This window comes from Dyella silvae, from assembly GCF_026421305.1.
Classification (GTDB): domain Bacteria; phylum Pseudomonadota; class Gammaproteobacteria; order Xanthomonadales; family Rhodanobacteraceae; genus Dyella; species Dyella silvae.
This window is the reverse complement of sequence record NZ_JAPJBQ010000006.1, coordinates 66260-88694: the sequence shown is the minus strand read 5'-3', so window position 1 is coordinate 88694 and position 22435 is coordinate 66260. Positions and strand designations below refer to the sequence as shown.

General features: G+C 64.5%; 21 protein-coding genes. 19 read left to right on the top strand and 2 right to left on the bottom strand.

Annotation, left to right across the window (positions count from 1 at the left end):
* Positions 1 to 12: 12 nt before the first annotated feature.
* The gene (locus tag OQE56_RS14555; RefSeq protein WP_267225362.1) at positions 13 to 207 is read right to left on the bottom strand and encodes a hypothetical protein; all 195 of its coding nucleotides are present in this window, start codon (positions 205 to 207) and stop codon (positions 13 to 15) included.
* Positions 208 to 311: 104 nt separating this feature from the next.
* Between OQE56_RS14555 and OQE56_RS14550 the strand changes: the two genes are divergently transcribed.
* From OQE56_RS14550 to OQE56_RS14530, 5 genes are all read left to right on the top strand, one after another.
* The gene (locus tag OQE56_RS14550; RefSeq protein WP_267225361.1) at positions 312 to 1229 is read left to right on the top strand and encodes a LysR substrate-binding domain-containing protein; all 918 of its coding nucleotides are present in this window, start codon (positions 312 to 314) and stop codon (positions 1227 to 1229) included.
* A gap of 199 nt (positions 1230 to 1428) precedes the next feature.
* Positions 1429 to 2541, top strand: coding sequence for an S-(hydroxymethyl)glutathione dehydrogenase/class III alcohol dehydrogenase (locus tag OQE56_RS14545; protein WP_267225360.1), 1113 nt, complete (start codon positions 1429 to 1431; stop codon positions 2539 to 2541).
* Between the two features lie 168 nt (positions 2542 to 2709).
* Positions 2710 to 3606, top strand: a complete 897-nt coding sequence (locus OQE56_RS14540; RefSeq protein WP_267225359.1) for a class I SAM-dependent methyltransferase — start codon at positions 2710 to 2712, stop codon at positions 3604 to 3606.
* A gap of 44 nt (positions 3607 to 3650) precedes the next feature.
* Positions 3651 to 4184 (top strand): pseudouridine synthase, encoded by a 534-nt coding sequence (locus OQE56_RS14535; protein WP_267225547.1) that lies wholly within the window; start codon positions 3651 to 3653, stop codon positions 4182 to 4184.
* Between the two features lie 146 nt (positions 4185 to 4330).
* Positions 4331 to 4903 carry an OmpA/MotB family protein gene (locus OQE56_RS14530; RefSeq protein WP_267225358.1) on the top strand — a complete coding sequence of 191 codons (573 nt, stop codon included), beginning with the start codon at positions 4331 to 4333 and terminating at the stop codon, positions 4901 to 4903.
* Positions 4904 to 4956: 53 nt separating this feature from the next.
* Here OQE56_RS14530 and OQE56_RS14525 read toward each other — a convergent pair whose 3' ends face one another.
* Complete coding sequence (locus tag OQE56_RS14525) at positions 4957 to 5751, bottom strand: TatD family hydrolase (protein WP_267225357.1); 795 nt, start codon at positions 5749 to 5751, stop codon at positions 4957 to 4959.
* Positions 5752 to 6089: 338 nt separating this feature from the next.
* Between OQE56_RS14525 and gspE the strand changes: the two genes are divergently transcribed.
* The 14 genes from gspE to OQE56_RS14455 all read left to right on the top strand — a co-directional run bounded on the left by gspE (position 6090) and on the right by OQE56_RS14455 (position 22381).
* The gene (gene gspE / locus OQE56_RS14520; RefSeq protein WP_267225356.1) at positions 6090 to 7823 is read left to right on the top strand and encodes a type II secretion system ATPase GspE; all 1734 of its coding nucleotides are present in this window, start codon (positions 6090 to 6092) and stop codon (positions 7821 to 7823) included.
* Between the two features lie 240 nt (positions 7824 to 8063).
* The gene (gene gspF, locus OQE56_RS14515; protein WP_267225355.1) at positions 8064 to 9281 is read left to right on the top strand and encodes a type II secretion system inner membrane protein GspF; all 1218 of its coding nucleotides are present in this window, start codon (positions 8064 to 8066) and stop codon (positions 9279 to 9281) included.
* 55 nt (positions 9282 to 9336) lie between these two features.
* The gene (gspG, locus tag OQE56_RS14510) at positions 9337 to 9762 is read left to right on the top strand and encodes a type II secretion system major pseudopilin GspG (protein ID WP_267225354.1); all 426 of its coding nucleotides are present in this window, start codon (positions 9337 to 9339) and stop codon (positions 9760 to 9762) included.
* A 5-nt stretch (positions 9763 to 9767) separates the two neighbouring features.
* Positions 9768 to 10280 (top strand): GspH/FimT family pseudopilin, encoded by a 513-nt coding sequence (locus OQE56_RS14505; protein WP_267225353.1) that lies wholly within the window; start codon positions 9768 to 9770, stop codon positions 10278 to 10280.
* Entirely contained in the window at positions 10277 to 10669 is a 393-nt protein-coding gene (locus OQE56_RS14500; RefSeq protein WP_267225352.1) for a type IV pilus modification PilV family protein, read from the top strand. Before OQE56_RS14505 ends, OQE56_RS14500 begins: the two co-directional genes overlap by 4 nt.
* Positions 10666 to 11382 carry a prepilin-type N-terminal cleavage/methylation domain-containing protein gene (locus OQE56_RS14495; RefSeq protein WP_267225351.1) on the top strand — a complete coding sequence of 239 codons (717 nt, stop codon included), beginning with the start codon at positions 10666 to 10668 and terminating at the stop codon, positions 11380 to 11382. The genes OQE56_RS14500 and OQE56_RS14495 overlap by 4 nt, the downstream gene beginning before the upstream one ends.
* Positions 11379 to 12242, top strand: coding sequence for a type II secretion system minor pseudopilin (locus OQE56_RS14490; protein WP_267225350.1), 864 nt, complete (start codon positions 11379 to 11381; stop codon positions 12240 to 12242). The genes OQE56_RS14495 and OQE56_RS14490 overlap by 4 nt, the downstream gene beginning before the upstream one ends.
* Positions 12239 to 13411 (top strand): PilN domain-containing protein, encoded by a 1173-nt coding sequence (locus tag OQE56_RS14485; protein ID WP_267225349.1) that lies wholly within the window; start codon positions 12239 to 12241, stop codon positions 13409 to 13411. Before OQE56_RS14490 ends, OQE56_RS14485 begins: the two co-directional genes overlap by 4 nt.
* Positions 13408 to 14040 (top strand): type II secretion system protein GspM, encoded by a 633-nt coding sequence (gene gspM / locus OQE56_RS14480; RefSeq protein WP_267225348.1) that lies wholly within the window; start codon positions 13408 to 13410, stop codon positions 14038 to 14040. Before OQE56_RS14485 ends, gspM begins: the two co-directional genes overlap by 4 nt.
* Positions 14037 to 14756 carry a general secretion pathway protein GspN gene (locus tag OQE56_RS14475; RefSeq protein WP_267225347.1) on the top strand — a complete coding sequence of 240 codons (720 nt, stop codon included), beginning with the start codon at positions 14037 to 14039 and terminating at the stop codon, positions 14754 to 14756. Before gspM ends, OQE56_RS14475 begins: the two co-directional genes overlap by 4 nt.
* A gap of 3 nt (positions 14757 to 14759) precedes the next feature.
* Positions 14760 to 17120, top strand: coding sequence for a type II secretion system secretin GspD (gene gspD / locus OQE56_RS14470; protein ID WP_267225346.1), 2361 nt, complete (start codon positions 14760 to 14762; stop codon positions 17118 to 17120).
* Between the two features lie 550 nt (positions 17121 to 17670).
* Complete coding sequence (hrpB, locus tag OQE56_RS14465) at positions 17671 to 20187, top strand: ATP-dependent helicase HrpB (RefSeq protein WP_267225345.1); 2517 nt, start codon at positions 17671 to 17673, stop codon at positions 20185 to 20187.
* A gap of 65 nt (positions 20188 to 20252) precedes the next feature.
* Complete coding sequence (locus OQE56_RS14460; protein WP_267225344.1) at positions 20253 to 21902, top strand: M20/M25/M40 family metallo-hydrolase; 1650 nt, start codon at positions 20253 to 20255, stop codon at positions 21900 to 21902.
* A gap of 74 nt (positions 21903 to 21976) precedes the next feature.
* Positions 21977 to 22381 (top strand): RcnB family protein, encoded by a 405-nt coding sequence (locus OQE56_RS14455; RefSeq protein ID WP_267225343.1) that lies wholly within the window; start codon positions 21977 to 21979, stop codon positions 22379 to 22381.
* The last annotated feature ends 54 nt before the right edge of the window (positions 22382 to 22435 follow it).

Here is a 22435-nt window from a genome sequence, read left to right as displayed (position 1 = left end):
CGGGGACATGGGTTAACCGCAGCCGCCCTGGGCGAGCGCTGCCGGCGCGATGGGGATCTTCCTGGCGGCTCCGTCCGCTTTCGGCACGCGCTGGCGCTTGCCGGTGGGGCGGGGTGCGACCTGCGGCGTGTTCGCCAGACGGCGTGCCAGTTCAGGGTCGGTGATATGGCCGTGCATGAACAACAGGTTCGTGAAGAGCGAGCTCATGACATCCTCCCGTCGTGCCATCGTTTGAGTAGGCGTTCAAGATAGACGCCTTGCAGATGGCGAAAAAGCGATATATTCGCAAGCCAGCCTTGAAGGAAATTCAAATGGCACGTGTCTCGCTGGATCTACTCCAACAGTTCGTGCAGGTCGCCCGGCTGGGCAATCTTTCGCGTGCCGCCGAACAGGCCAACCTCACCGTCAGCGCGCTCAGCCACCAGGTGCGGCAGCTGGAACAGCGCCTCGAGTGCAAGTTGTTCGAACGTGGTCCGCGTGGCGTGCAGCTCACCGCCCAGGGGCGCCGCCTGATGGAGGCAGTGGGGCACCATGTCGAGGGCATCGATCGCGGCATGGCAGGCTTTCGCTGCCGCCGCGAGGACGCGTTGACCCTAAGCGCCATACCGGGCGTGATGTCCACGTGGCTGGTGCCGCGGCTGGCGCGTCTGGTGGCGGCCCATCCCGAGCTGGAACTCAACCTGCAGTCCAGCGTGGAGCTGGTGAATTTCGAGCGCGACCCGGTCGACGCGGCAGTGCGTTACGGCCGTGGCCCATGGCCCGGTCTGGTGACTGAGCGTTTGTTCGGCGAATGGATCGCTCCGGTGGCGTCGCCCGCCTTGCTGGAACGCATGGGTGATGCGGATCCAGCAGATCTCAGCCAGTGGCCTTTGCTGGGTGATCCTGGCGATCGCTGGGGCGACTGGTTCGCCGCCACCGGTGGCAAGCCGCCGCGCCGCTATGTAGCGCAGTTCGACAACACCGATGCGTTGCAGCGCGGCGCACTCGAAGGCATGGGCGTGGCGCTCGGGCGCATGGTGATGGCGCGGCCGATGATCGAAGCAGGCTTGCTCAAGGTATTGGGCGAACGCTATCAACAGATTCCCGAGGCGTACTTCCTGGTGTATCCGGAGCATGCGAAGGATCACGCCGGACTGCGCACCTTTCGCGAGTGGCTGCTGTGCGAGGCCGGCAAATATGCGGAAGCCATGTCCTACGCCACCGGCAACAACGGCCACGCTGCTGCGTAGTAGCAACGGCTCTTGCCTGTAGAAGCGCACTTGTGCGCGACTGCGGCGTGGCATCGTCACCGCTTCATCGCCTTGTCGCCCACAGGGTGGGCTCCCACAAAATAGAGTGTCGGCGTCATCGCAAAATCAGTTTCACTGAAAGCGAGATCGCGTCATCATTCCTCCTTTGCACCACCGTACGTCACAAGGAGAGATCACCATGAAGTCACGCGCCGCCGTCGCCTGGGAAGCAGGCAAACCCCTCTCGATCGAACAGGTCGACGTGGCTGGCCCCAAGGCAGGTGAAGTGCTGGTGCGCATCGTGGCCACGGGCGTGTGCCACACCGATGCATTCACGCTCTCCGGCGCTGATCCCGAAGGACAGTTTCCGGTGATCCTCGGTCATGAGGGTGGTGGCATCGTCGAAGAAGTCGGCGCAGGTGTCACCTCGCTCAAGCCGGGCGACCATGTCATTCCCCTGTACACGCCGGAATGCGGCGAGTGCAAGTTCTGCCTCTCGGGCAAGACCAATCTCTGCCAGAAGATTCGCGCCACGCAGGGCCGGGGCGTGATGCCCGATGGCACGTCGCGCTTCTCGCTCAACGGCAAGCCGCTGCTCCATTACATGGGCACCAGCACCTTCAGCGAATACACCGTGCTGCCGGAAATCTCGCTGGCCAAGATCAATAAGGCCGCGCCGCTGGAAAAGGTGTGCCTGCTCGGCTGCGGTATCACCACCGGTATCGGTGCCGTGCTCAACACCGCGAAAGTGGAGCCGGGCGCAAGCGTTGCGGTGTTTGGTCTCGGCGGCATCGGCCTGTCGGTGGTGCAGGGTGCGGTGATGGCGAAGGCCGGACGCATCGTGGTCATCGATACCAATCCCGACAAGTTCGAGATGGCGCGCGCGCTCGGCGCCACCGACTGCATCAACCCGAAGGATTACCCGGACACGCCGGTCCAGCAGGTGATCGTCGACCTCACCGATGGTGGCGTGGATTACTCGTTCGAGTGCATCGGCAACGTCCATGTGATGCGCTCGGCGCTGGAGTGCTGCCACAAGGGCTGGGGCGAGTCGATCATCATCGGCGTGGCTGGCGCGGGGCAGGAGATCAGCACGCGCCCGTTCCAGCTCGTCACTGGCCGCGTGTGGCGCGGCTCGGCGTTCGGTGGCGTCAAGGGCCGCTCGCAGCTTCCTGGCTATGTCGATCGCTATATGGCCGGCGAGATCAAGATCGACGAGATGATCACCAAGGTATTGCCGCTGGAGCGCATCAACGAGGCGTTCGACCTGATGCACGAGGGCAAGGTCATCCGCTCGGTGATTCACTACTGAGCGCGGCGGGCTGCCTTTCGCCATGAAAGGCAGCCTCAAGCCAGCCGTGGTTTCCTGAGGGCTGACAAGGGATCACCCTTGTCTATCCACCATTTGTATACGTAGTGGCCGGCAAGCTGGGGCCATTATGCTGTGCCTGTTGTCTCGCGTTTTTGCCAGGGGTCGTCGATGAAGAGCCGTTTGATTGTGGGGCTGGCAGCCGTGCTGCTGGCGTCGTGCAGTGGCAGTAACACGCCCGCCAATGCGCAGCCGCAGGATCAGCCCACCAGCGCGCTGGTGCCGCCCACCAGTGCCAGCGACTTCACTGCGTCCCAGCTGGACCAGGTGCTGGCCGGCGACTGGCGTTCGCCACAGAACAAGGCACGCGACGTCTACCGCCACCCCAAGGCCACGCTGCAGTTCTTTGGCGTCCGGCCGGATCTCACGGTGATTGAAATCACGCCGGGCACGGGTTGGTACAGCGAGATTCTTGCGCCGCTGCTGCACGACAACGGTCATTACATCGCCGCCGTGGCCAAGCCTGCCCGCGAGGGCGAGGCCAGCCGCAACCTGACCAGCCTGAAAGAGAAGTTCGCCGCTGATGCCGCTCACTACGGCAAGGCACAGATTCTGGAATTCGATCCGAAAGCACCGGTATTGAGTGCGCCCGGTTCGGCGGATCTGGTGCTCACCTTCCGCAACGTGCACAACTGGGTAGAAGCCGATACGGCCCCTGCCATGTTCAAGGCGTTCTACGCGGCACTGCGTCCGGGTGGCGTACTGGGTGTGGTCGATCATCGTGCGGCAGACAATGCCAATCTCGAGGCGATCAAGAGCAGTGGCTATCTGCCCACCAGCTACGTGGAGAAGCTGGCGACCGATGCCGGTTTCAAGCTCGAAGGTGAGAGCGAGATCAACGCCAACCCGAAGGACACCAAGGACTATCCCAAGGGCGTGTGGACCTTGCCGCCGACGTTGACGCTGGGCGACCAGGATCGCGAGAAGTATCTCGCCATCGGCGAGTCGGATCGCATGACGCTGCGCTTCGTAAAGCCTGCGTCGCCGGCAACCTCTTCCGCTCAATAAGCCATAGCCACGACGCGTCATCGATGCGTCGTGGCGACGCCTGCATGCTAGTTGCGCTCAATAAACCTTATGGCGTGCTGTGCCAGTTCAGCGACGCGGATGGCCGCCGCACGCTGGCGGAGTTCGTCAGGCAAAAAGACGTCTATCCGGCGGGAAGGCTCGATCACGACAGTGAGGGCCTGTTGCTGCTCACGGATGACGGGCGTCTGGCACACAAGCTCACCGATCCGCGCCACAAGCAGCCTAAAACCTATCTGGTGCAGGTCGATGGCCAGATCACCGACGACGCCATCGCCGCCTTGCGTCGAGGCGTGACGCTCAACGATGGGCCAACCCTGCCTGCGGGCGCAGAGCACGCCAGCGAGCCGGCATGGTTGTGGCCGCGCGATCCACCCGTGCGTGTTCGCAAGCTCATCCCCACGAGCTGGTTACGCATCACCTTGCGCGAGGGACGTAACCGGCAAGTGCGGCGCATGACGGCGGCCGTGGGCTTTCCTACGTTGCGCCTGATTCGCGAGCGCATCGGCCCGTACGCGCTGGATCAACTCGCCCCCGGAGAAACCCGGATCGTAGGCTGATGCGTACATCTAAATAGTCGGATTCCTTTGCGTTTTCGGCGCACACGCGCGGACGACCTTCGTTAAGGTGACCAGACACATGGAGGGCAGTCAGGTGGTCTGCCTTGACGCGTGTGGAAATGGGTCGTCAATCGAGGGAGTAAGTCATGAACACATTAAGGATCGCCGCACTGGCCGGTCTCATTGCCGTGGCATCCGGCTGCGTGTCCGAGGGCACGTACAAGAAGGAAGTGGCCCAGGCCAACCAGTATGCGTCGGAAGACGCTCAGCTCACTGCGTTGAACAAGCAGTTATCCGCCAGGTTGAGCACTGACGAAGCAACCATCAAGCAGCTGAAGGGCGAACTCCGGGTCACCATGGTCGATCAGGTGCTGTTCTCCGAAGGCGGCCACCTGCTCAATGCCAAGGGCAAGTCGACGCTGGATAAGGTTGCCCCCTCGCTAGCCTCGTTGAGCAAGCAGCGCATCGCGGTCGAGGCTTTTACCGATAACGTGCCGATCGGTGAGGCGCTGAAAGCGCGTTTCCCCACCAATGTCGATCTGTCGTCCGCTCGCGCCGATGAAGTGGTCAGCTATCTCGCGAAGCAGGGCGTTTCCGATCGCCTGATGTCTGCGCAAGGCTTTGGTGAGCGTCACCCGGTGGCGAGTAATGACACGCCTGAGGGCCGGGCCCAGAATCGGCGCGTGGAGATCGTCATTACCAACGCGCCATTGAAGTAAGTCGGCATCCCTTGCATAAGAACAAAGGCCCCGCTCAAGCGGGGCCTTTGCTTTCAATCAGAAGGCAATCCGAAGAAAGCCCGCGCTGCCGCCGTGCTGTGCATGGCTGTCTCCTGCGGGGATTCGCCTCGGTCCCGGGCGATCTCCTCGCAGATGTGCCGCAGATACATCGGCTCGTTGCGCCGGTGCGACGGCTGTGGGCGCACGGTTCGCGGCAGCAAGTACGGCGCATCCGTTTCGATCATCAGGCGGTTGGCGGGAATCTCCTTCACGAGCTCACGCAAGTGCGTTCCACGTCGCTCATCGCAGATCCAGCCGGTGATGCCGATATGGCAGTCCAGCGCCAGGTAATCGCGCAGCGCGTCGCCCGTATCGGTAAAGCAGTGCACTACCGCGCCCGGAATCTTGTCCCGATAGCGGCGCAACAAGGCGATGAAGTCGTGATGCGCATCGCGCTGATGGAGGAATAGCGGCTTCTGCACGTCCACCGCGATCTGCAATTGCCGCTCGAACACAGCGAGCTGCACATCGCGCGGCGAGTAATTGCGGTTGTAGTCGAGGCCGGTTTCGCCCACTGCCCTCACTTCCGGATGCGCCGCCAGCTCGCGCAGCAGCGCATCGGTGGCGTCGTCGTAATCGATCGCGTGATGCGGATGCACGCCCGCCGTGGCGTAGAGCACGCCCGGGTGTGCCTGAGCCAACGCCAGTGCATGCGTGCTGCCATCGCGTGAGGCGCCGGTGACCACCAGCTGCTCGACGCCATGCCCCTTCGCCCTCGCCAGCACCTCATCGAAGTCATGGCGGAACGATTCATGGGTGAGGTTGGCGCCAATGTCGATCAGTTGCATGGGGAGGGCGGCAGCGAGTCAAAGGGGGCATTCTCTCAGGAGCGCAGAGAACCGAAAACATCGGGAGGGTAGTTTCGCAAGATATCGCGGGCTAAGGCCCGGGCCCGATGCGCTGGAACGTCAGCCGCGGCCCGGCCGGTGCAGCAAGCGAACGGTCATGGGGCCTGACTACCCTCGATACTTGTTGAACGCATCGTTGGACACGCGGTCGATACCTGTGAGGCAGGGTGAGATACCGTGCTCGCGCGTCAACCGGCGGGTGTGTTAACAATGCGTCCTTGGTGCCGTTGGGGGCGGTATCTGCGAAACAGGACGTAACACTGGAGCGGGGTGAACGCATGTCGGCAGTCGCAAAGCCGGCGGCCAACGAGGAGGGAGCGGCGTCAGATAGCCGCGAGGCGGCGGTTTGCACGCTGCTGGTCTCCCGTGGCCGGCTGAAAGACACGGATCTGGCGCGTGCGCGCCGGCTGCATGAAGAATCGCCCGACGGCACGCTCACCGGGCTGATGGCGCGCCTGGGTCTGGTGTCCGAGCGCGATCTCGCGGAGGCCTGGTCGGAACTGCTCCATACACCGTTGCTGGCCGCCCGCGAGGCGCCCGAGCTGCCGCCGGCCGAGCTGGATGTCTCCGTGCGCTTCCTCAAGCAGCAGCACGTGGTGCCGGTGCGCGTGGGTGAGGACGGGCTGGGGTTGGTCGTGTCCGATCCGGCCGATTCGTATCCGCTGCAAGCCATGCAACTGGCCGCTGGCCGGCCGGTGGCGATGCGCATCGGGTTGCGTTCGGAGATCGACGATCTGATTGAGCGCTACTACGGCTCCGGCCGTTCCGCGATGGGCACCATCGTGGAGAACCTCGACGGTAGCGCCGCGGTGGAAGACGACGTGGAGCACCTGCGCGACCTCGCCTCCGAGGCGCCGGTGATCCGCCTGGTGAACCTGATCTTGCAGCGCGCGGTAGAACAGCGCGCGTCTGACGTGCATATCGAACCGTTCGAGAACCGCCTCAAAGTGCGCTACCGCATCGACGGTGTGCTGCACGAGGTGGAAGCGCCGCCTTCGAGCTCCACCGCCGCGGTGATTTCGCGCGTCAAGATCATGGCCAAGCTCAATATCGCCGAGCGCCGCTTGCCGCAGGACGGTCGCATCCAACTGCGCGTGCAGGGCAAGGAGCTGGATCTGCGCGTGTCTACCGTGCCTACCAGCTTCGGCGAGTCGGTGGTGATGCGTATTCTCGACCGCGAGTCGGTCGTGTTCGACTTTTCATCGCTGGGTTTTACCGATCACTTCCAGCAACGTTTCATCGATGTGCTGGAGCGCCCGCACGGCATTCTGCTGGTCACCGGCCCTACCGGCTCGGGCAAGACCACCACGCTCTACACCGCGTTGTCAAAGATCAACACGCCCGACGTGAAGATCATTACGGTCGAAGACCCGGTCGAATATCAGATCGAAGGTATCAACCAGATTCAGGTGAAACCGCAGATCGGGCTGGATTTCGCCGGTGCCCTGCGCTCCATCGTGCGTCAGGATCCGGACGTGATCATGATCGGCGAAATGCGCGATCTGGAAACCTGCCGCATCGCCATCCAGTCGGCGCTCACGGGCCACCTGGTGCTTTCTACGCTGCATACCAACAGCGCGGCCGGCGGAATAACGCGCCTGCTCGACATGGGTGTGGAGGATTACCTGCTCGGCTCCACCGTCAACGGCATTCTGGCGCAGCGCCTGGTGCGCCGGCTCGATCCGGAGACGGCGATTCCGTATGAAGCGCTGCCTGAGGTGGTGGAGCAGTTTGAGCTGCACAAGTACACCAACGAACGGCCGATTCGCTTGTGGAAGCCCGGCACCAGCGCCGCCAATCCCAGTGGTTATCGCGGACGCCGCGCCATCATGGAATTCCTGGTGATGAGCGATCCGCTGCGCCGCCTCGTGATGCAGCGCGCGGATGCCGGCGAGATCGAACGACTGGCGCGTGCCGAAGGCATGCGCACGATGTATGAGGATGGCATCGCCAAGGCGGTGGCAGGCATCACCACCATTGAGGAGGTGTTGCGTGTTACGCAAGAGGGTTAACGCTGCCATGACTTCCTCTCCCCTTTGGGGAGAGGGTTGGGGTGAGGGGCGGGTGCTCGCGATAGCATCCGTTTACCCTCACCGTCATTCCGGCGAAAGCCGGAATCCAGCGCCGTTATGCCGAGGCACTGCCGTGAGGTGGTCGCCTCTGGATTCCGGCCTGCGCCGGAATGACGAGCGTGAAACGCCGAAGCGTATTCGTGCGATTACGCATTGCGGCCATGCGCTGCGGGCTTCGTCATGACCCAATTCCGCTACCGCGCCGTCGCCGCCACCGGCGAGGTACTGCAAGGCCAGATGGAAGCCGCCAGTGTGGAAGAGGTGGTGAGCCGCCTGCAGGACCAGGGCCACACCCCGCTCGACGCACGCGCCGCCGACGCCGATGCGGGCGGCAGCGGGCTGGCGGCACTGTTCAAGCGAGGCCCGTTCACCGGCGATCAGCTGGCGCAGTTCACGCATCAGCTGGCCACGCTGTTGGGTGCGGGCCAGCCGCTGGATCGTGCGCTGGGCATTCTGATGGATCTGCCGGAAGGCGAGCGCGCGAAACAGTTGATCGAACGCGTGCGCGACCGCGTGCGTGGCGGCACGCCGCTGTCGCAGGCGCTGGACGATGAACACGGCGTGTTCCCCAAGCTCTACATCAGCCTCGTCCGCGCGGGCGAGGCGGGCGGTTCGCTGGAAGATACGCTGCGCCGCCTCGCCGACTATCTGGAACGCTCGCAACAGCTGCGTGGCAGCATCATCAACGCGCTGATCTATCCGGCGTTCCTGATGGTGGGTGTGCTCGGTTCGTTGCTGCTGTTGCTGGCTTACGTGGTGCCGCAGTTTGTCCCGATCTTTCAGGACATGCAGGTACCGATTCCGCTGATCACGCAAATCGTGCTGGCGGTGGGCGGCACGCTGCAGGCCTGGTGGTGGGCGCTGCTCATCTTGCTGGTGTTGGGCGTGCTGATCGCTCGCGCGAGGCTGCGCGATCCGGCCATCTTGCTGGCCTGGCACGCGCGGTTGCTCACTATGCGCGTGGTGGGTCCGCTGCTGCTGAAGATCCAGACGGCGCGTATCGCACGCACGCTGGGCACCTTGTTGAAGAACGGCGTGCCGCTGCTCTCTGCGCTGGGCATCGCGCGTCAGGTCACTGCCAATCGCGCGCTGGACCAGGCGCTGGAGCAGGCCGCCGAGCAGGTGAAAGGCGGTACGGGCTTGAGTTTCGCGCTGGCGCAATCGCAACGTTTTCCACGGCTGGCCCTGCAGATGGTGCAGGTGGGCGAAGAAGCCGGCCAGCTCGACACCATGTTGCTGAAGGTGGCCGACACCTTCGAGCTGGAAAGCCGCCGCGCCATCGATCGCCTGCTGGCGGCGCTGGTGCCGGCGCTGACCATCGTGATGACCGTACTGGTGGCGATCATCATGGCCGCGATCCTGCTGCCGCTGCTCAGCCTCACCAGCAACATCCAATGAGTCGCGTTGTCCGATGACGTGTCTCCCCCGATTGACGACCACGAGGTATTCGCCCATGCAACAACGGACTATCCGCCGCCTAAGCCTCACGCGCGGCTTCACGCTACTGGAAATGCTGGCGGTGATCGTGTTGATCGGCATCATCGGTGCGGTGGTGGTGACCCAGGTCGGCAAGAATGTCGACAAGGGCAAATACGGTGCCGGCAAGGCGCAGCTCACCACGCTGAGCCAGAAGATCGAGAACTACGCGCTGGATAACGGCACCCCGCCGCAACAGCTGCAGGATCTGCTGGTGAAGCCCGCCAGCGCACGCAACTGGCAGGGCCCCTATGCGAAAGAGTCGGAGCTGCACGATCCGTGGGGCCATGATTTTGGCTACAAGTATCCCGGTGATCACGGCAACTTCGATCTGATCTTCTACGGCCAGGACGGCAAGCCCGGCGGCGACGGTTACAACGCCGACGTAGGCAACTGGCAGTAACCGCGATGCCGGCGAAGCCACCACGCGCACCCATCACGTCGCTCTCGCCTCTGGCAAGGGCGCAGCGCTGTGCGCAAGGTGGCTTCACCTTGCTGGAAATGCTCGCGGTGATTCTGTTGATCGGCATTGCCGCGGCTGCCGTGGCGGTGTCGGTGACGCAGGGTCTCGCAAGCGCGCGCGTGAGTGCGGCGAGCGGTGAACTGGCCGCGGCGCTGCGTGCCACGCGTACTCAGGCCATCGTGCACGGCAACGAGCACACTTTCGACGTGGATATCCGCGGCAACACCTATCGCGCGGATGAAGGCAAGCCGGTGCGGCTGCCTTCTGGCATGCGCATTGGTATCACCAGCGCGAAGGAAGATCAGGTCAACGCCACCACCGGCCGCATCCGCTTCTTTCCGGACGGCAGCTCCACCGGTGGCCATATCACGCTGCAGCGCGAGCGCCGCCAGTGGCAGGTGAATGTGGCGTGGCTGACGGGTGCCGTCAGCGTCGCCGACGTGAGTGCCAAGCTATGAAGCACGCGCGCGGCTTCAGTCTGCTGGAAGTGATTGCGGCGACGTTGCTGCTGGCGATCGCATTTGTCGCGCTGATGCAGGTGGCGGGCAGCTCGGTGGCGTTGACGCGCAACGCGGACGATCACAGTCAGGCGGCCCTGTGGGCACGCAACCTGCTCGATACCGTCGATATCACCGCACCGCTGCAACCGGGCACGCGCGAAGGCCGGTTTGACGAACACTACCGTTGGCGTCTCGTGGTAACGCCCTGGCATGCGGGTCCGGCCGATGCAAACGCGCCCATGCAGATCATGAAGCTCGATCTGGATGTGTTCTGGGGCACGCGTTCGCGCGAACGCTCCGCGCATTTCAGCACGCTGCGCATGCTTGGGCCGGTGAAGACCGCATGACGCCGGTGCGCGCCCGCAACGCCGAAATCCGCGCCACCTGTCGTGCGGCGTTGCGGTCACGCGGCTTTACCTTGCTCGAAGTGCTTGGCGCGCTGGCGTTGTTCGCCTTGTTGCTGCTTGGCATCTACGCCGGCGTGCGCACGGCCACCCACGCGGTGCGCTCGGGCGAGGCTTCGATCGAACGCCTCGACGAGGTGCGCTCGGCCCAGCAGTTTCTGCGCCGCGAGCTGGCGCAGGCACGCGCCGTGCCGCTGGCTCGCAATGACAAAGGTGATCCATTGTTCTTCAAGGGCAATGCCAACGAACTTCTGTTCGTGGCGCCGTTGCCCGGTTACCTGGGCCGGCTGGGGCCACAACTGCAGCGATTGAAGCTGGTGCCCAACGGCAAGGGCGGCACGCGGCTGGAGGCAAGCTTTGCGCTCATGCCACCAGACGGTAGCGAACCGCATGCTCTGGGCGAGCCCGAAGTGCTGGTGGACGGCATTCGCAGCGGCAGCTTCAGCTATCGCACCGCCGACACACCGCAGATGCCGGGCGAATGGCGCGATCAGTGGAACGACAGCCGCGCCATGCCGCGCATCGTGCGCATCGCCCTGCAGCTGGATGGCACCACGTTCTGGCCAGGGCTCGACGCACCGCTGCGGGTGGATGCCTCCGCCACGCAGGGTCAGGCCGACCTGCTGCAAGGCCTGCAGCGGCGGAGTCCGCAATGACGTACGCCCTCCACCAGCGTCAGCGTGGCGTGGCCTTGCTGGTCGTGTTGTGGGCCTGCACGCTGCTGGCCATCCTGCTTGGCGGTTACGCCGTGCTGGCACGCACCGAGGGGTTGCAGGCGCGTTTCCAGTTCGCCCAGACGCAAGCCCATTACGCCGCCGAAGCGGGCCTGATGCGCGCCATCTATGCCCTGCAGGATCCGCAAGCGCCGCAACGCTGGACGCCCGACGGACGCGTGTATCCGTTTGAGTTCGATGGCGCCAAGGTCAGCATCAGCGTCGTCAGTGAAGTCGGCAAAGTGGATCTCAACGCCGCGTCGCCCGACGTACTGCAGAACCTGTTTCGCGCAGCTGGCATGGCCGACAACGCGGCGCAGGCGCTGGTGCGCAACATCGTGGACTGGCGCAGTTTCGCTTACACGCCGCCGGGCAGCGTGCCCAACATGACCTATGCGCAGGCGGGCCGCGACTACGGTCCCCGGCATGGCCCGTTTGGCAGCGTCGAGGAATTGCAGATGGTGCTGGGCATGGACCCGGCGGTGTATCGCAAGGTGGCCTCGCAGGTCACGCTGTGGTCCGGCCGGCAGAGCCCCGATCCCGCCACGGCGCCGCCGTTGGCATTGCAGGCCATTCCCGGCATGACGGCGCAGCAGGCTCAGGCCATCCTGGCCGCCCGTTTGGCAGCGCCGCCGGCGGCGGCCCTAGCCGGTATGCAGGGAGTAACGCATAGTATTCGCGCGGAGGCCACGCTGGCCGACGGCACACGCGCCGTCGTGCGCGCCACGGTACGGCTGCAGGGCAATCGCCCGGGCGCGTTGCCGTACGCGGTACTGCGTTGGCAGGAGGGTGACGGGGAATGACTACGGCTAGTACGGCTACGCAGCCACTGCGACTGCAGCTCGACCGCGCACGCCGCGCATGGCGCGCTTCGCCGCTGCCGCGTTTTCTGGCGTGGTGGGGACATGAGTTGTCCGCGCTGCTGCCCGCGCGCTGGCGCGCGCAGTTCGCCACCGGGCTGGCCTGGCATCTGCTGCAGCACGAGGGCGACGACTGGGTGGTGCGCAAGGCCGGTGAGCCGCACGTGCTGTCCCGCTGGCATACCCAGCTCGATGCCGCTGGCCAGCAAGTGGCACTGGGCGACGCCGTGCGTGGCGTCGATACCGAGGACTTGCGTCTGGCGCTGTGTTTGAGCACGACCGATGTGCTGCGCCCACGCCTGAGTCTGCCGCTGGCGGCGCGCGACAACCTGCGCCAGATCGGCGCGTTCGAGATGGATCGCCAGACCCCGTTCCGCGTCGAACAGGTGCGCTACGACGTGCGCGAAACGCGCGCCTCCGCGCCGGTGGGGCGTTTTGCGGCGGAGCTGGTGGTCGTGCCGCGCGCCACGCTTGATCCGCTGCTGGCCAAACTGGCCGCATCGGGTCTGCAGGTGGATGCGGTGGACGTGCTGGCAGGCAATGACCGTCTCGGCGCCAATCTGTTGCCCGCGGAACTGACGCCGCGCCGGCAGCATCCGCGGCAGCGTCTGAATCTCGCGCTGGCCGCTGCCGCGTTGGTGCTGTTGTTGCTGACGCTGCTGGAGTTCGTGCATAACCGCGAAAGCGCGTTGGAACAGATGCGCAACGACGTCGAAGGCATGCGTGCCGAGGCGCAACAGGTGTCCACGCTGCGGCAGCAATTGCAGGATAACGCGGGCGCAGCCGGCTTTCTGGCCCAACGCAAAGCGCATACCGTATCGGCGTTGGCGGTGTTGCAGGACATCAGCCAGCGCCTGCCGACCAATGCGTGGCTGGAACGCTTGAGCATCGACAACGCCGGGCAGGTCGGCTTCCAGGGGCAGAGCCCGCAGGCCGCGCGTCTGGTGGATGCGTTCAAGGGTTCCACCGTCATCACGGATGCCAATTTCCAGGGCACCATCCAGGCCGACCCGTCGACCGGCAAGGAACGTTTCTACATGGTGGCGCAGCTGCGCAAGCCCGTCGAAGCCAAGCCCAAGCCGGCGCCGGCCACGGCCGGAGGCGCGCCATGAAGCTGGATGCCATGAAGCCGCGCGAAAGCCGCATTGCCGCCATGCTGTTGCTGGCGGTAGTGCTGGTGATCGCGTACTTCGCGTTGCTGCACTGGTGGTTTGTGTCGCCGCTGTTGAGCATTCACAACGAGATGGACGATCTGCGTGACACTCATGCGCGCTACGCCGCCGCCATCGCCGAGAAGCCGCAACTGCAGCAGCGCATCGCGGCAATGGGTGCGGGGCAGGCGGCCAGTCATGCGTTTCTGCCCGAGGATGATCCGAACGCCGCGGCCGCCGGCCTGATGCAGCGCGTGGTGGATGCCGTGGGCGCGCATCTGCAGGGCGGCGCCTGCGACGTGACGCAGAAGATGCCGGTGACCAATCCACCGGCGGCGCCGGATGAGCCCTACCGCAAGGTAGCGGTGAGCATCAGCCTGCGCTGCGACGTGCAGCCGCTGGCAGAAACGCTGCACGATCTGGAGCAGGGCACACCGTATCTGTTCGTAGATGATCTGAGCATCTATCGCAACCCGGTCGCTGCCATGCAGCAGGCGAGTGCGCCGTTGGAAGTGCAGTTCACCTTGTCCGGCTACGTGCATCAGCCACGTGCTGCCACGGGCGACCAGACGCAGGGAGGTGCGCCGTGAATGCCGCCGCCCAGCGTCGTCTGACCCCTGTATTGGCGGGTGTGGCCGCAGCGATGGGCCTCTTGCTGTTGGTGCTGCTCGCCGGTGTGGGGCGTGGCGTCCACTGGGGGCCGCCGCGCGCTGCCGCGCCGTTGCCGCAGACGCATGATCAGGGCCTGCCGCCCCCCGTGCCGCTGGCCCAGTTCTCGAGTGTGTGGACGCAGCCGTTGTTCAACCCCGATCGCAAGCCCGGGCTGCGCGCGGCCAGTGGCGGAGGCGCCAGCCTCGGCGACATGCAGCTCACCGGCATCATCCTCACGCCGTCATTGCACATGGCCTTGTTGCGCGACAAGAGCGGCGACCACGAAGTACGTGTACGCCAGGGCGACATGCTGCCAGATGGCAGCTGGCGCCTTGCCGAACTCAAGCCGCGCGCGGCCGTGTTCGAGTCGGCGTCGGGCCGCACGGAACTGGAACTGCCGGCCGGTGCGCCGATCGACATGCCCAAGAGCGCCAACGCGCCGGGCGTGCCGCCGGGGCCGGTACCTGCGCCCGCGGGCGGCATGGTGGTCAACCAGATGCCTGTGCAGAACACACCGGCGCCTACTGCCGTCAATCCGGGCGGACCTGTGCCAGTCTCCAACGAGGCACAGAACGACCGCATCCGGCAGTTGCGAGAAGCCATTCAGAAGCGTCGCGCCCAGCAGCAGGTAGCGAATCCCGAAGGAGCTCATTGATTTATGCCCATCCAGCGCACCTCGCGGATCCACCGCATCGGCACGCTCAGCCTCGCCTTATGGCTGGCCGGCTGCCAAACGCTGCCCCAGCCCAGTGACAATGCAGAACTTCAGCGCGAGGCCCTCGCCGGCACCGAGAAGCCTGCACCTGCGCCCGCACCGGTCCATCAAGGTGGCAACACGGGTCAGGAACCCGCCGCCGTGCAACCGCAAATCAGCAAGGGCAGCGGCCAGTTTGTACGGCCCGTCGGCGTAGCCGAGCCACGTAAAGCCGCCTCGGGCGAAGGCGCCGTCACCTTCAACTTTGAAAACCAGCCTGTGCAGGCGGTGGTGAAGGCGATCCTCGGCGATCTGCTCAAGCAGAACTACACCATCGTGCCGGGCGTGCAGGGCAACATTTCGTTCTCCACCTCCGAGCCGGTGGACAGCAGCCAGGCGCTGCCCATTTTGGAAACGCTGCTTTCGTGGACCGGCAATGCGCTGGTGCAGCGCGATGGTCGCTACACCGTGATGCCCGCGAAGGACGCGGTGGCTGGCAACCTCGTGCCCAGCCTGGGTGCGGTAGCACCACAAGCGGGCTTGCAGGCGCGCATGTTCTCGCTGCGTTACATCTCGGCCAACGAGATGCAGAAGTTGATCAAGCCGTTTGCCCGGCCGGACTCCGTGTTGCTGGTCGATTCGTCGCGCAACGTGATCGTGATGTCGGGCACGCCGCAAGAGTTGGCCAATTACCAGCGCAGCGTGCAGACCTTCGACGTGGATTGGCTGCGGGGCATGTCAGTGGGTGTCTTCAGCCTGCAGCACGCGGGCGTCACCGAGTTGATGCCACAGCTCGACCAGATGTTCGGCCCCAAGGGCGACACGCCGTTGGCAGGCATGCTTCGCTTCATTCCTATTGAACGCACCAACGCGCTGGTGGTGATCAGCACGCAGCCCAACTACCTGCAAGAAGTCGGTAGCTGGATCACGCGGATCGACCGCGGCGGCGGCAATGAGCCGGAGCTGTTCGTGTATGACGTGCGCAACATCAAGGCCTCGGATCTGGCGCAATACCTCGCGCAGATCTACACCAACACGTCGGGCAACGGCGGCAATGCCGGCAAGGTCGGACCGGGCCTCAACAGCAACACCCTTGTTTCGACCGAGAATGCCAATGGGTCGGGCAGCGGCATGGGCAGCACCGCGGGTAGTTTCGGTAGCAGCACCACGGGCGGCATCGGCAGTGGTAACACCGGTATTGGCGGCAGCGGCGGCAGTGGCGGGCTCAACAACGGCACTGGCCTGAGCAACGGCGGCACGGGCCAGCAGGGTGGCATCGGTACCTCCAGTTTTGGTGGCGGTGCATTCGGTAACGGCAACACCAACAACGGTACGCAGCCGGGCCAGCAATACACCTCCGAAGATGGCAGCATCCGCATCAGCTCGGTGGACACGAACAACCAATTGCTGGTGCGTGCGCGCCCCTCGCAGTGGGCGGAGATCGAATCGGCCATCAAGCGCCTCGACAACACGCCGCTACAGGTGCAGATCGAAACGCGCATTCTCGAAGTGAATCTCACCGGTGAATTCCAGTTCGGCGTGCAGTGGTATCTGCAAGGCCTCTCGGGCGGCACCAACAACGGCAACGGCACCTTTACGCCGGGCGACAAGAACGATCACCTGCAAGGCGCGCTGGGCCAGGGCGGCAACCAGTACAACCCCGGTACCGCCTCGTCGCCGGGCGACGCGCTGTTCTATTCGTTCGTCAACAAGAACCTGCAGGTGGCGCTGCGCGCGATGGAAATCAGCGGCAACACCAAGACGCTGTCCGCGCCGTCGATGGTGGTGATGAACAACCAGATGGCGCAGATCCAGGTGGGCGACCAGATCCCGATCAACCAGACCAGCGTGAATCCGGGCGTGGGCACGGCCGTCTACAACTCGGTGAACTACCTCAACACCGGCGTGATTCTCAGCGTGCAACCGCGCGTGAATCCGGGTGGTCTGGTGTACATGAACATCGGCCAGCAGGTGAGCCAGGTGGACACCACGGTGGCGTCGGTGAACGGCAATCCGACCATCAGCCAGCGTCAGCTGGCGACGCAAGTGGCGGTGCAGAGTGGCCAGACGGTGTTGCTGGGCGGCCTGATCCAGCAGCAGGAAGGCGCGACCAATACCGGTATTCCGGGGCTCAACAGCATCCCGGTGATCGGCCGGTTGTTTGGTACCACCAGCCGCAATCGCAATCGCACGGAGCTGATTGTGCTGATTACGCCGCGCGTGATTGGCAGCAGTGATGAGGCCAAGCAGGTGACCGACGAGTATCAGCGGAAGTTTGAGTCGTTGGCGCCGTTGCGGGCTGCGAATAGTCCGACGCAGCCGTAACGCGTGCACTTGTCTCCCTCTCCCTCTCGGGGAGAGGGTTGGGGTGAGGGGCCAATCTAGCCTTGTCGCTTCATAAGAATCGTTATCCCTGCGAAGGCAGGGATCCAGTGACTTTGCTCTTGGCTCTGAACGTGGCGTTCCCGCCAGCGTGCCGCCTACGCGGCGGGCGTTTCGACCTCCTGCCGGAGGCCGAGTCACTTTTCTTTTGCTGGCCCAAAAGAAAAGTAACCCAAAGAAAATGGCCTGAAAGGGCTCGTAGCGTCGTGTTTAATACCAGCCTTGGCGCTTGGGGTAATCGGAACCTATCGATCCATCCGACACGCGGTACGGCTACACCGCAACGCGCCACAGCGGAGAGGGCTTAAGGCGGGACGTCGCTTTGCTTCCTCTGGTCGGGTGTGCTGGTTGTCTTGCGAGGCACCCCACTTCTCCCTCTCCCCTTCGGGGAGAGGGCTGGGGTGAGGGGCGGGTGCTCGCCACAACCCTGCCTATAACATCATTCCCACGTTGGCCGGAATGATCAGCGGATTGCCCCGGTATCATCTGCACGATGACCACCCCGCTGTCCTTCCCCATCACGCCGCTGCTCCCCGAGATCTGCGCTTCGCTCGCCGCGCATCCTCGCCTTGTGCTGGAAGCGCCGCCCGGCGCCGGTAAAACCACCCAGGTCCCGTTGGCGCTGCTCGATCAACCGTGGCTTGCCGGCGCGAAGATCCTGATGCTGGAACCACGCCGTATCGCGGCACGGGCCGCCGCGCAGTTCATGTCACGGCAGCTGGGTGAGGAGCTGGGCCAGACGGTGGGTTATCGCATTCGCTTCGAATCGAAAATCAGCGCGGCCACGCGCATCGAAGTGGTCACCGAAGGCATCCTGACGCGACTGATTCAGGACGATCCGGAGCTCGCCAGCATTGGCGCGATCCTGTTCGACGAATTCCACGAGCGGCATCTTGCAGGCGATCTCGGTGCGGCACTGGCGCTGGACGTGCAGGGGACGCTCCGTCCGGAACTGCGCATCGTGGTGATGTCCGCAACGCTGGACGGCGAGCGCATTGCGCAATGGCTGGACGCGCCGCGCATAAGCAGTCCTGGCCGCAGTTTCCCGGTGCGGGTGGAATATCCCGCAGCGCGCGTGCAAGAAACAACAGAACATCATCTCGCCCGCGTGGCGCGGCAGGCGTTGCAGGAGAACGCCGGCGATGTACTGGCCTTCCTGCCGGGGCGCCGCGAAATTGCGCGCACGCAGGCGATACTCGAGTCCGCGCTCGACGACGACGTGGAAATCGTTGCGCTGCATGGCGAGCTGTCACTGGCGGAGCAGCAGGCCGCGTTGAGTCCGGCGGAACCCGGTATGAGGCGCGTGGTGCTCGCTACCAATGTCGCCGAATCCAGTGTGACCTTGCCGGGCATTCGCGCGGTGGTGGACAGTGGCCTTGCACGTGAACCGCGATTCGATCCCAACTCCGGTTTCACCCGGCTGGAAACGGTGACCATCTCGCAAGCCTCGGCGGATCAGCGTGCAGGCCGCGCGGGCCGCGTTGCTGAGGGCACGGCGTATCGACTCTGGCCGCAGAGCAAGCGGCTCGATGCAGCGCGCACGGCAGAGATCGCGCAAGCGGAGCTTTCCGGCCTCGCGCTGGAACATGCCGCGTGGGGTGTTACGGCCAGTAGCGACAACGGCCTGCCGTGGCTGGATGCGCCGCCCGCGGGCGCGTTGGCGCAGGGCCGCGAATTGCTGACGCAGCTGGGAGCACTGGCGGCGGATGGACGCATCACGCCACTGGGCCGCGAGATGTTGGAACTCGGTGCCACGCCGCGTCTCGGCGCCGCCGCGTTGCGTGCTGCACCGGAGTTGCGTGCGCTTATCGCCGATTTGCTGGCCTTGATGGAAGCACGCTCGCCGCTGCGTGGCGAGCATGCGCGCACCGACGACTTCCGTGCCCGCGTAAGCGCGCTACACGCGTGGCGCGATCGCCACACGGCGGGTGCGCGTGGAGGCGCGGATGCGGGCGCGCTGGCCGCCATCGAACAAGCAAGCAAAGGCTGGCGGCGTCGTCTCGACGTGCGGTCAGCGGCGAGCGGTGTGCCAGACAGCCATGCGGTTGGCGATCTTTTATTGCATGCGTTCCCGGATCGCGTCGCGCGGCGCGACGACAACAATCCGATGCGCTACACGCTCGCCAACGGCCGTGGCGCGCGGTTGCACGACAACACCGCGCTGCACGGCGAGCCATGGCTGGTAGCACTCGATCTGCGTTTTGAAGCGCGCGATAGCCTGATCCTTGCCGCGGCGCCGCTCGACCATCGCGTGCTTGAGCGCGATTACCCCGCTCAGTTCAGGCGCGAACGCGTTCTGCGCTGGAACGACGATCGCAATGCCGTGGAGGCATTCGAGGAACAACGCTACGCTGCCATCGTGCTCGATCGCCGCAGCGTGCCGGTGACCCCTGAAGATGCCTTGCCCGCGTTGCTTTCCGCGATTCGCGCCAAAGGCATCGATACGTTGCCCTGGAGCGACAACGCGCGCCGCCTGCGCGCACGCATGCAGGCGCTGCGTGCATGGATGCCGGAGCTTGGATTGCCTGATGTCGCCGACCGTGCGTTGCTCGACACGCTCGAGGAATGGCTTGGACCCTACCTCAATGGCAAGCGCCGGTTCGATGCACTGAGCGCGGAAGAACTCTCGCAGGCGCTGGTCTCGATGTTCGATTACGAACAGCGTCGCCAGCTCGACGCGCAGGTGCCTGAGGCGCTGACCGTGCCCAGCGGCATGAGTCGCCGCCTGGAATACGCGGAAGGCGAGCCGCCCGTGCTTGCGGTGAAACTGCAGGAGTTGTTCGGCCTGGCCGATACACCGCGCGTCGCGAATGGCCGCATTCCGGTGACCCTGCATCTGCTTTCGCCCGCAGGCCGCCCCATTCAGGTCACCCAGGACCTCAAGGGATTCTGGGAGCGCACCTATCCTGAAGTGAAGAAAGAGCTCAAGGGCCGCTATCCGCGTCACCCGTGGCCGGACGATCCGTGGACCGCGGCGCCAACGCATCGCGCCAAGCCTCGAGGCACCTGATCACCGTTTGCCCGGGCCCCGCCGACATGGCACCCTCGTGACCTCGCGCCTCCACGGGAGTCCCCATGTCTCGCACGTTGTTTGCCCTCGCGCTCACTGCCAGTCTTTCTGCCGCGGCCATCGCGGCCGTGCCCGCCGCCGAACAGCCGGGTCTCGCGCAGATTCGTGAAACCGATCTGCGCGCCGATATTGGCTTTCTGGCTTCCGATGCGCTGCAAGGACGCCTCTCGCTGCAACCGGGCGACGATGCGGCGGTGCAGTGGATCGCGTCGGAATTTGCCAAGGCGGGGCTGAAGCCTGCCGCCACCGATGCAGACGGGCACCCGAGCTATCTGCAGGCCGTGCCGCTGATCGAATACCGGCCCGATGCGAAGGCTACGCGCCTCACGCTCAAGCGCCAGGGCAAGGACATCGAGTGGAAAGATCCAGACGTCGGCGGTTCGTTTCCTACCGATCAGGATGTGTCCGGCCCCGTGGTGTTCGCCGGCTACGGCATCACCGCGCCCGAACTTGGTTATGACGATTACGCCGGGCTCGATGTAAGGGGCAAGGTCGTGGTGGTGTTTGACCATGAGCCCCAGGAAAAGAACCCCAGCTCGATCTTCAACGGCACCAGCAATACCCGCTATGCCACCGGCTACGTGAAGGTGCTCAACGCGCAGGAACATGGCGCGGCCGCCGTGCTGATCGCGCCCGAGCCTTCGCACAACCATCCTTCAGCGCAGGAAGTGCGCGCGCGCATCGGCCACCACGTTGAGCACGCAGCCAATCCCATCCCGTCGCAGGCGTTGGCAGATAACCCGCTGCATATTCCGAGCATGGTGATCTCGGCCGACGTGTCGAGCCAGCTGCTGGCGACCAGTGGCAGCACGCCGGCTGCGCTGCAGAACGGCATCGATGGCGATCTCAAGCCGCGCTCGATGGCGTTGCCCGATACGGCCATCAGCTTGCATCTGCACAACAGCTCGCGACGCGAAGCGACCACCTGGAACGTGGTGGGTCTGGTGGAAGGAAGCGACCCCAAGCTTGCTCCGGAAACCATCATCATCAGCGGTCACCACGATCACGATGGCATGAGCGATGGAAAGATCTGGCACGGCGCCGACGACAACGCCTCGGGTACCGTGGGCGTGGTGACGCTGGCGCGAGCGTTCGCCGCCAATCCGGCCAAGCCGAAGCGTTCGATCCTGTTTGCCGTGTTTGCCGCCGAGGAACGCGGCTTGCTCGGCGCGTACTATCTGGCCGGGCATCCGCTGCGTCCGCTCGATACCACGCGCGCCATGATCAATTTCGACATGATTGGCCGCGACGAAAAGCCGAGCCCGCAGACCGAGGGTCTGATCGAGGTGCCGGCCGATACCAGTAACCGCCTGAATCTGATCGGCGCCGCTTATAGCCCCGATTACCTGCACACGGTGACCAAACAGAATGAGCAGGTGGGCCTGGTGCTCGATGACCGTTTCGATCACGAGTACGCGCTCAATGTGTTCTTCCGCTCGGATCAGTTCCCCTTCGTGCTGCACAATGTGCCCGCTTTCTGGTGGTTTACCGGCTTCCATCCGGATTACCACCACCCAAGCGATACCGCCGAGAAGATCAACTATCCCAAGATGGCCAGGATTCTCAAGCTTGCCTACCTGAGCGCGTGGCAATTCGCGGACGAGGCGAAGACGCCGCGTTTCGTGTCGCATCCGGGTAGCCAGAAAGCGGATTGAAATGACGCGCCGGCGGGTCTTTACCAGATAGCGCCAGCCCACCCAGGCATCACTTGCCTTGCACGGAGACTTTAATGAAACGCCTGTTTACCTTCGTCATCGCAGGAGCTCTGCTCACAGGAAGTGCCATCGCCCTGGCGGGCCCGCAAGACGATCACGACCAGGACCACGGTCACGGTCATGGTCACGACAAGCACGGCTATGACGACGACCAGGGTGACGATCACCACGGTCACAACCCCAAGGACGAGGGGCGCCACGACAACGGCAAGCACAAGGGATGGGACAAGCATGTCTATCGCCGCGGCGACCGGATGCCCGATGAGTACTACACGAGTACGTACTACGTGACCGACTACGAGCGTTATCACCTGCGCCGGCCCGATCCGGGTTATCGCTGGGTGCGCAGCGACGGCGGCCAGATCGTACTCACCGCCATCGCCTCCGGCCTGGTGGTCGATATCGCGATCAATCCTTGATCGCATCGGATCGGCTCACCGCCAGGGTGAGCCGATCGGAAGTTCGCGGCGTCA

Coding starts and splice junctions, on each gene's coding strand:
- OQE56_RS14525 (WP_267225357.1), bottom strand. CDS start 5,751: ATGCAACTGATCGACATTGGCGCCAACCTCACCCATGAATCGTTCCGC.
- OQE56_RS14505 (WP_267225353.1), top strand. CDS start 9,768: ATGCCGGCGAAGCCACCACGCGCACCCATCACGTCGCTCTCGCCTCTG.
- OQE56_RS14485 (WP_267225349.1), top strand. CDS start 12,239: ATGACTACGGCTAGTACGGCTACGCAGCCACTGCGACTGCAGCTCGAC.
- gspD (WP_267225346.1), top strand. CDS start 14,760: ATGCCCATCCAGCGCACCTCGCGGATCCACCGCATCGGCACGCTCAGC.
- OQE56_RS14555 (WP_267225362.1), bottom strand. CDS start 207: ATGAGCTCGCTCTTCACGAACCTGTTGTTCATGCACGGCCATATCACC.
- OQE56_RS14540 (WP_267225359.1), top strand. CDS start 2,710: ATGAAGAGCCGTTTGATTGTGGGGCTGGCAGCCGTGCTGCTGGCGTCG.
- hrpB (WP_267225345.1), top strand. CDS start 17,671: ATGACCACCCCGCTGTCCTTCCCCATCACGCCGCTGCTCCCCGAGATC.
- OQE56_RS14550 (WP_267225361.1), top strand. CDS start 312: ATGGCACGTGTCTCGCTGGATCTACTCCAACAGTTCGTGCAGGTCGCC.
- OQE56_RS14490 (WP_267225350.1), top strand. CDS start 11,379: ATGACGTACGCCCTCCACCAGCGTCAGCGTGGCGTGGCCTTGCTGGTC.
- OQE56_RS14455 (WP_267225343.1), top strand. CDS start 21,977: ATGAAACGCCTGTTTACCTTCGTCATCGCAGGAGCTCTGCTCACAGGA.
- gspF (WP_267225355.1), top strand. CDS start 8,064: ATGACCCAATTCCGCTACCGCGCCGTCGCCGCCACCGGCGAGGTACTG.
- OQE56_RS14460 (WP_267225344.1), top strand. CDS start 20,253: ATGTCTCGCACGTTGTTTGCCCTCGCGCTCACTGCCAGTCTTTCTGCC.
- OQE56_RS14545 (WP_267225360.1), top strand. CDS start 1,429: ATGAAGTCACGCGCCGCCGTCGCCTGGGAAGCAGGCAAACCCCTCTCG.
- OQE56_RS14500 (WP_267225352.1), top strand. CDS start 10,277: ATGAAGCACGCGCGCGGCTTCAGTCTGCTGGAAGTGATTGCGGCGACG.
- OQE56_RS14535 (WP_267225547.1), top strand. CDS start 3,651: ATGCTAGTTGCGCTCAATAAACCTTATGGCGTGCTGTGCCAGTTCAGC.
- OQE56_RS14495 (WP_267225351.1), top strand. CDS start 10,666: ATGACGCCGGTGCGCGCCCGCAACGCCGAAATCCGCGCCACCTGTCGT.
- gspE (WP_267225356.1), top strand. CDS start 6,090: ATGTCGGCAGTCGCAAAGCCGGCGGCCAACGAGGAGGGAGCGGCGTCA.
- OQE56_RS14530 (WP_267225358.1), top strand. CDS start 4,331: ATGAACACATTAAGGATCGCCGCACTGGCCGGTCTCATTGCCGTGGCA.
- gspG (WP_267225354.1), top strand. CDS start 9,337: ATGCAACAACGGACTATCCGCCGCCTAAGCCTCACGCGCGGCTTCACG.
- gspM (WP_267225348.1), top strand. CDS start 13,408: ATGAAGCTGGATGCCATGAAGCCGCGCGAAAGCCGCATTGCCGCCATG.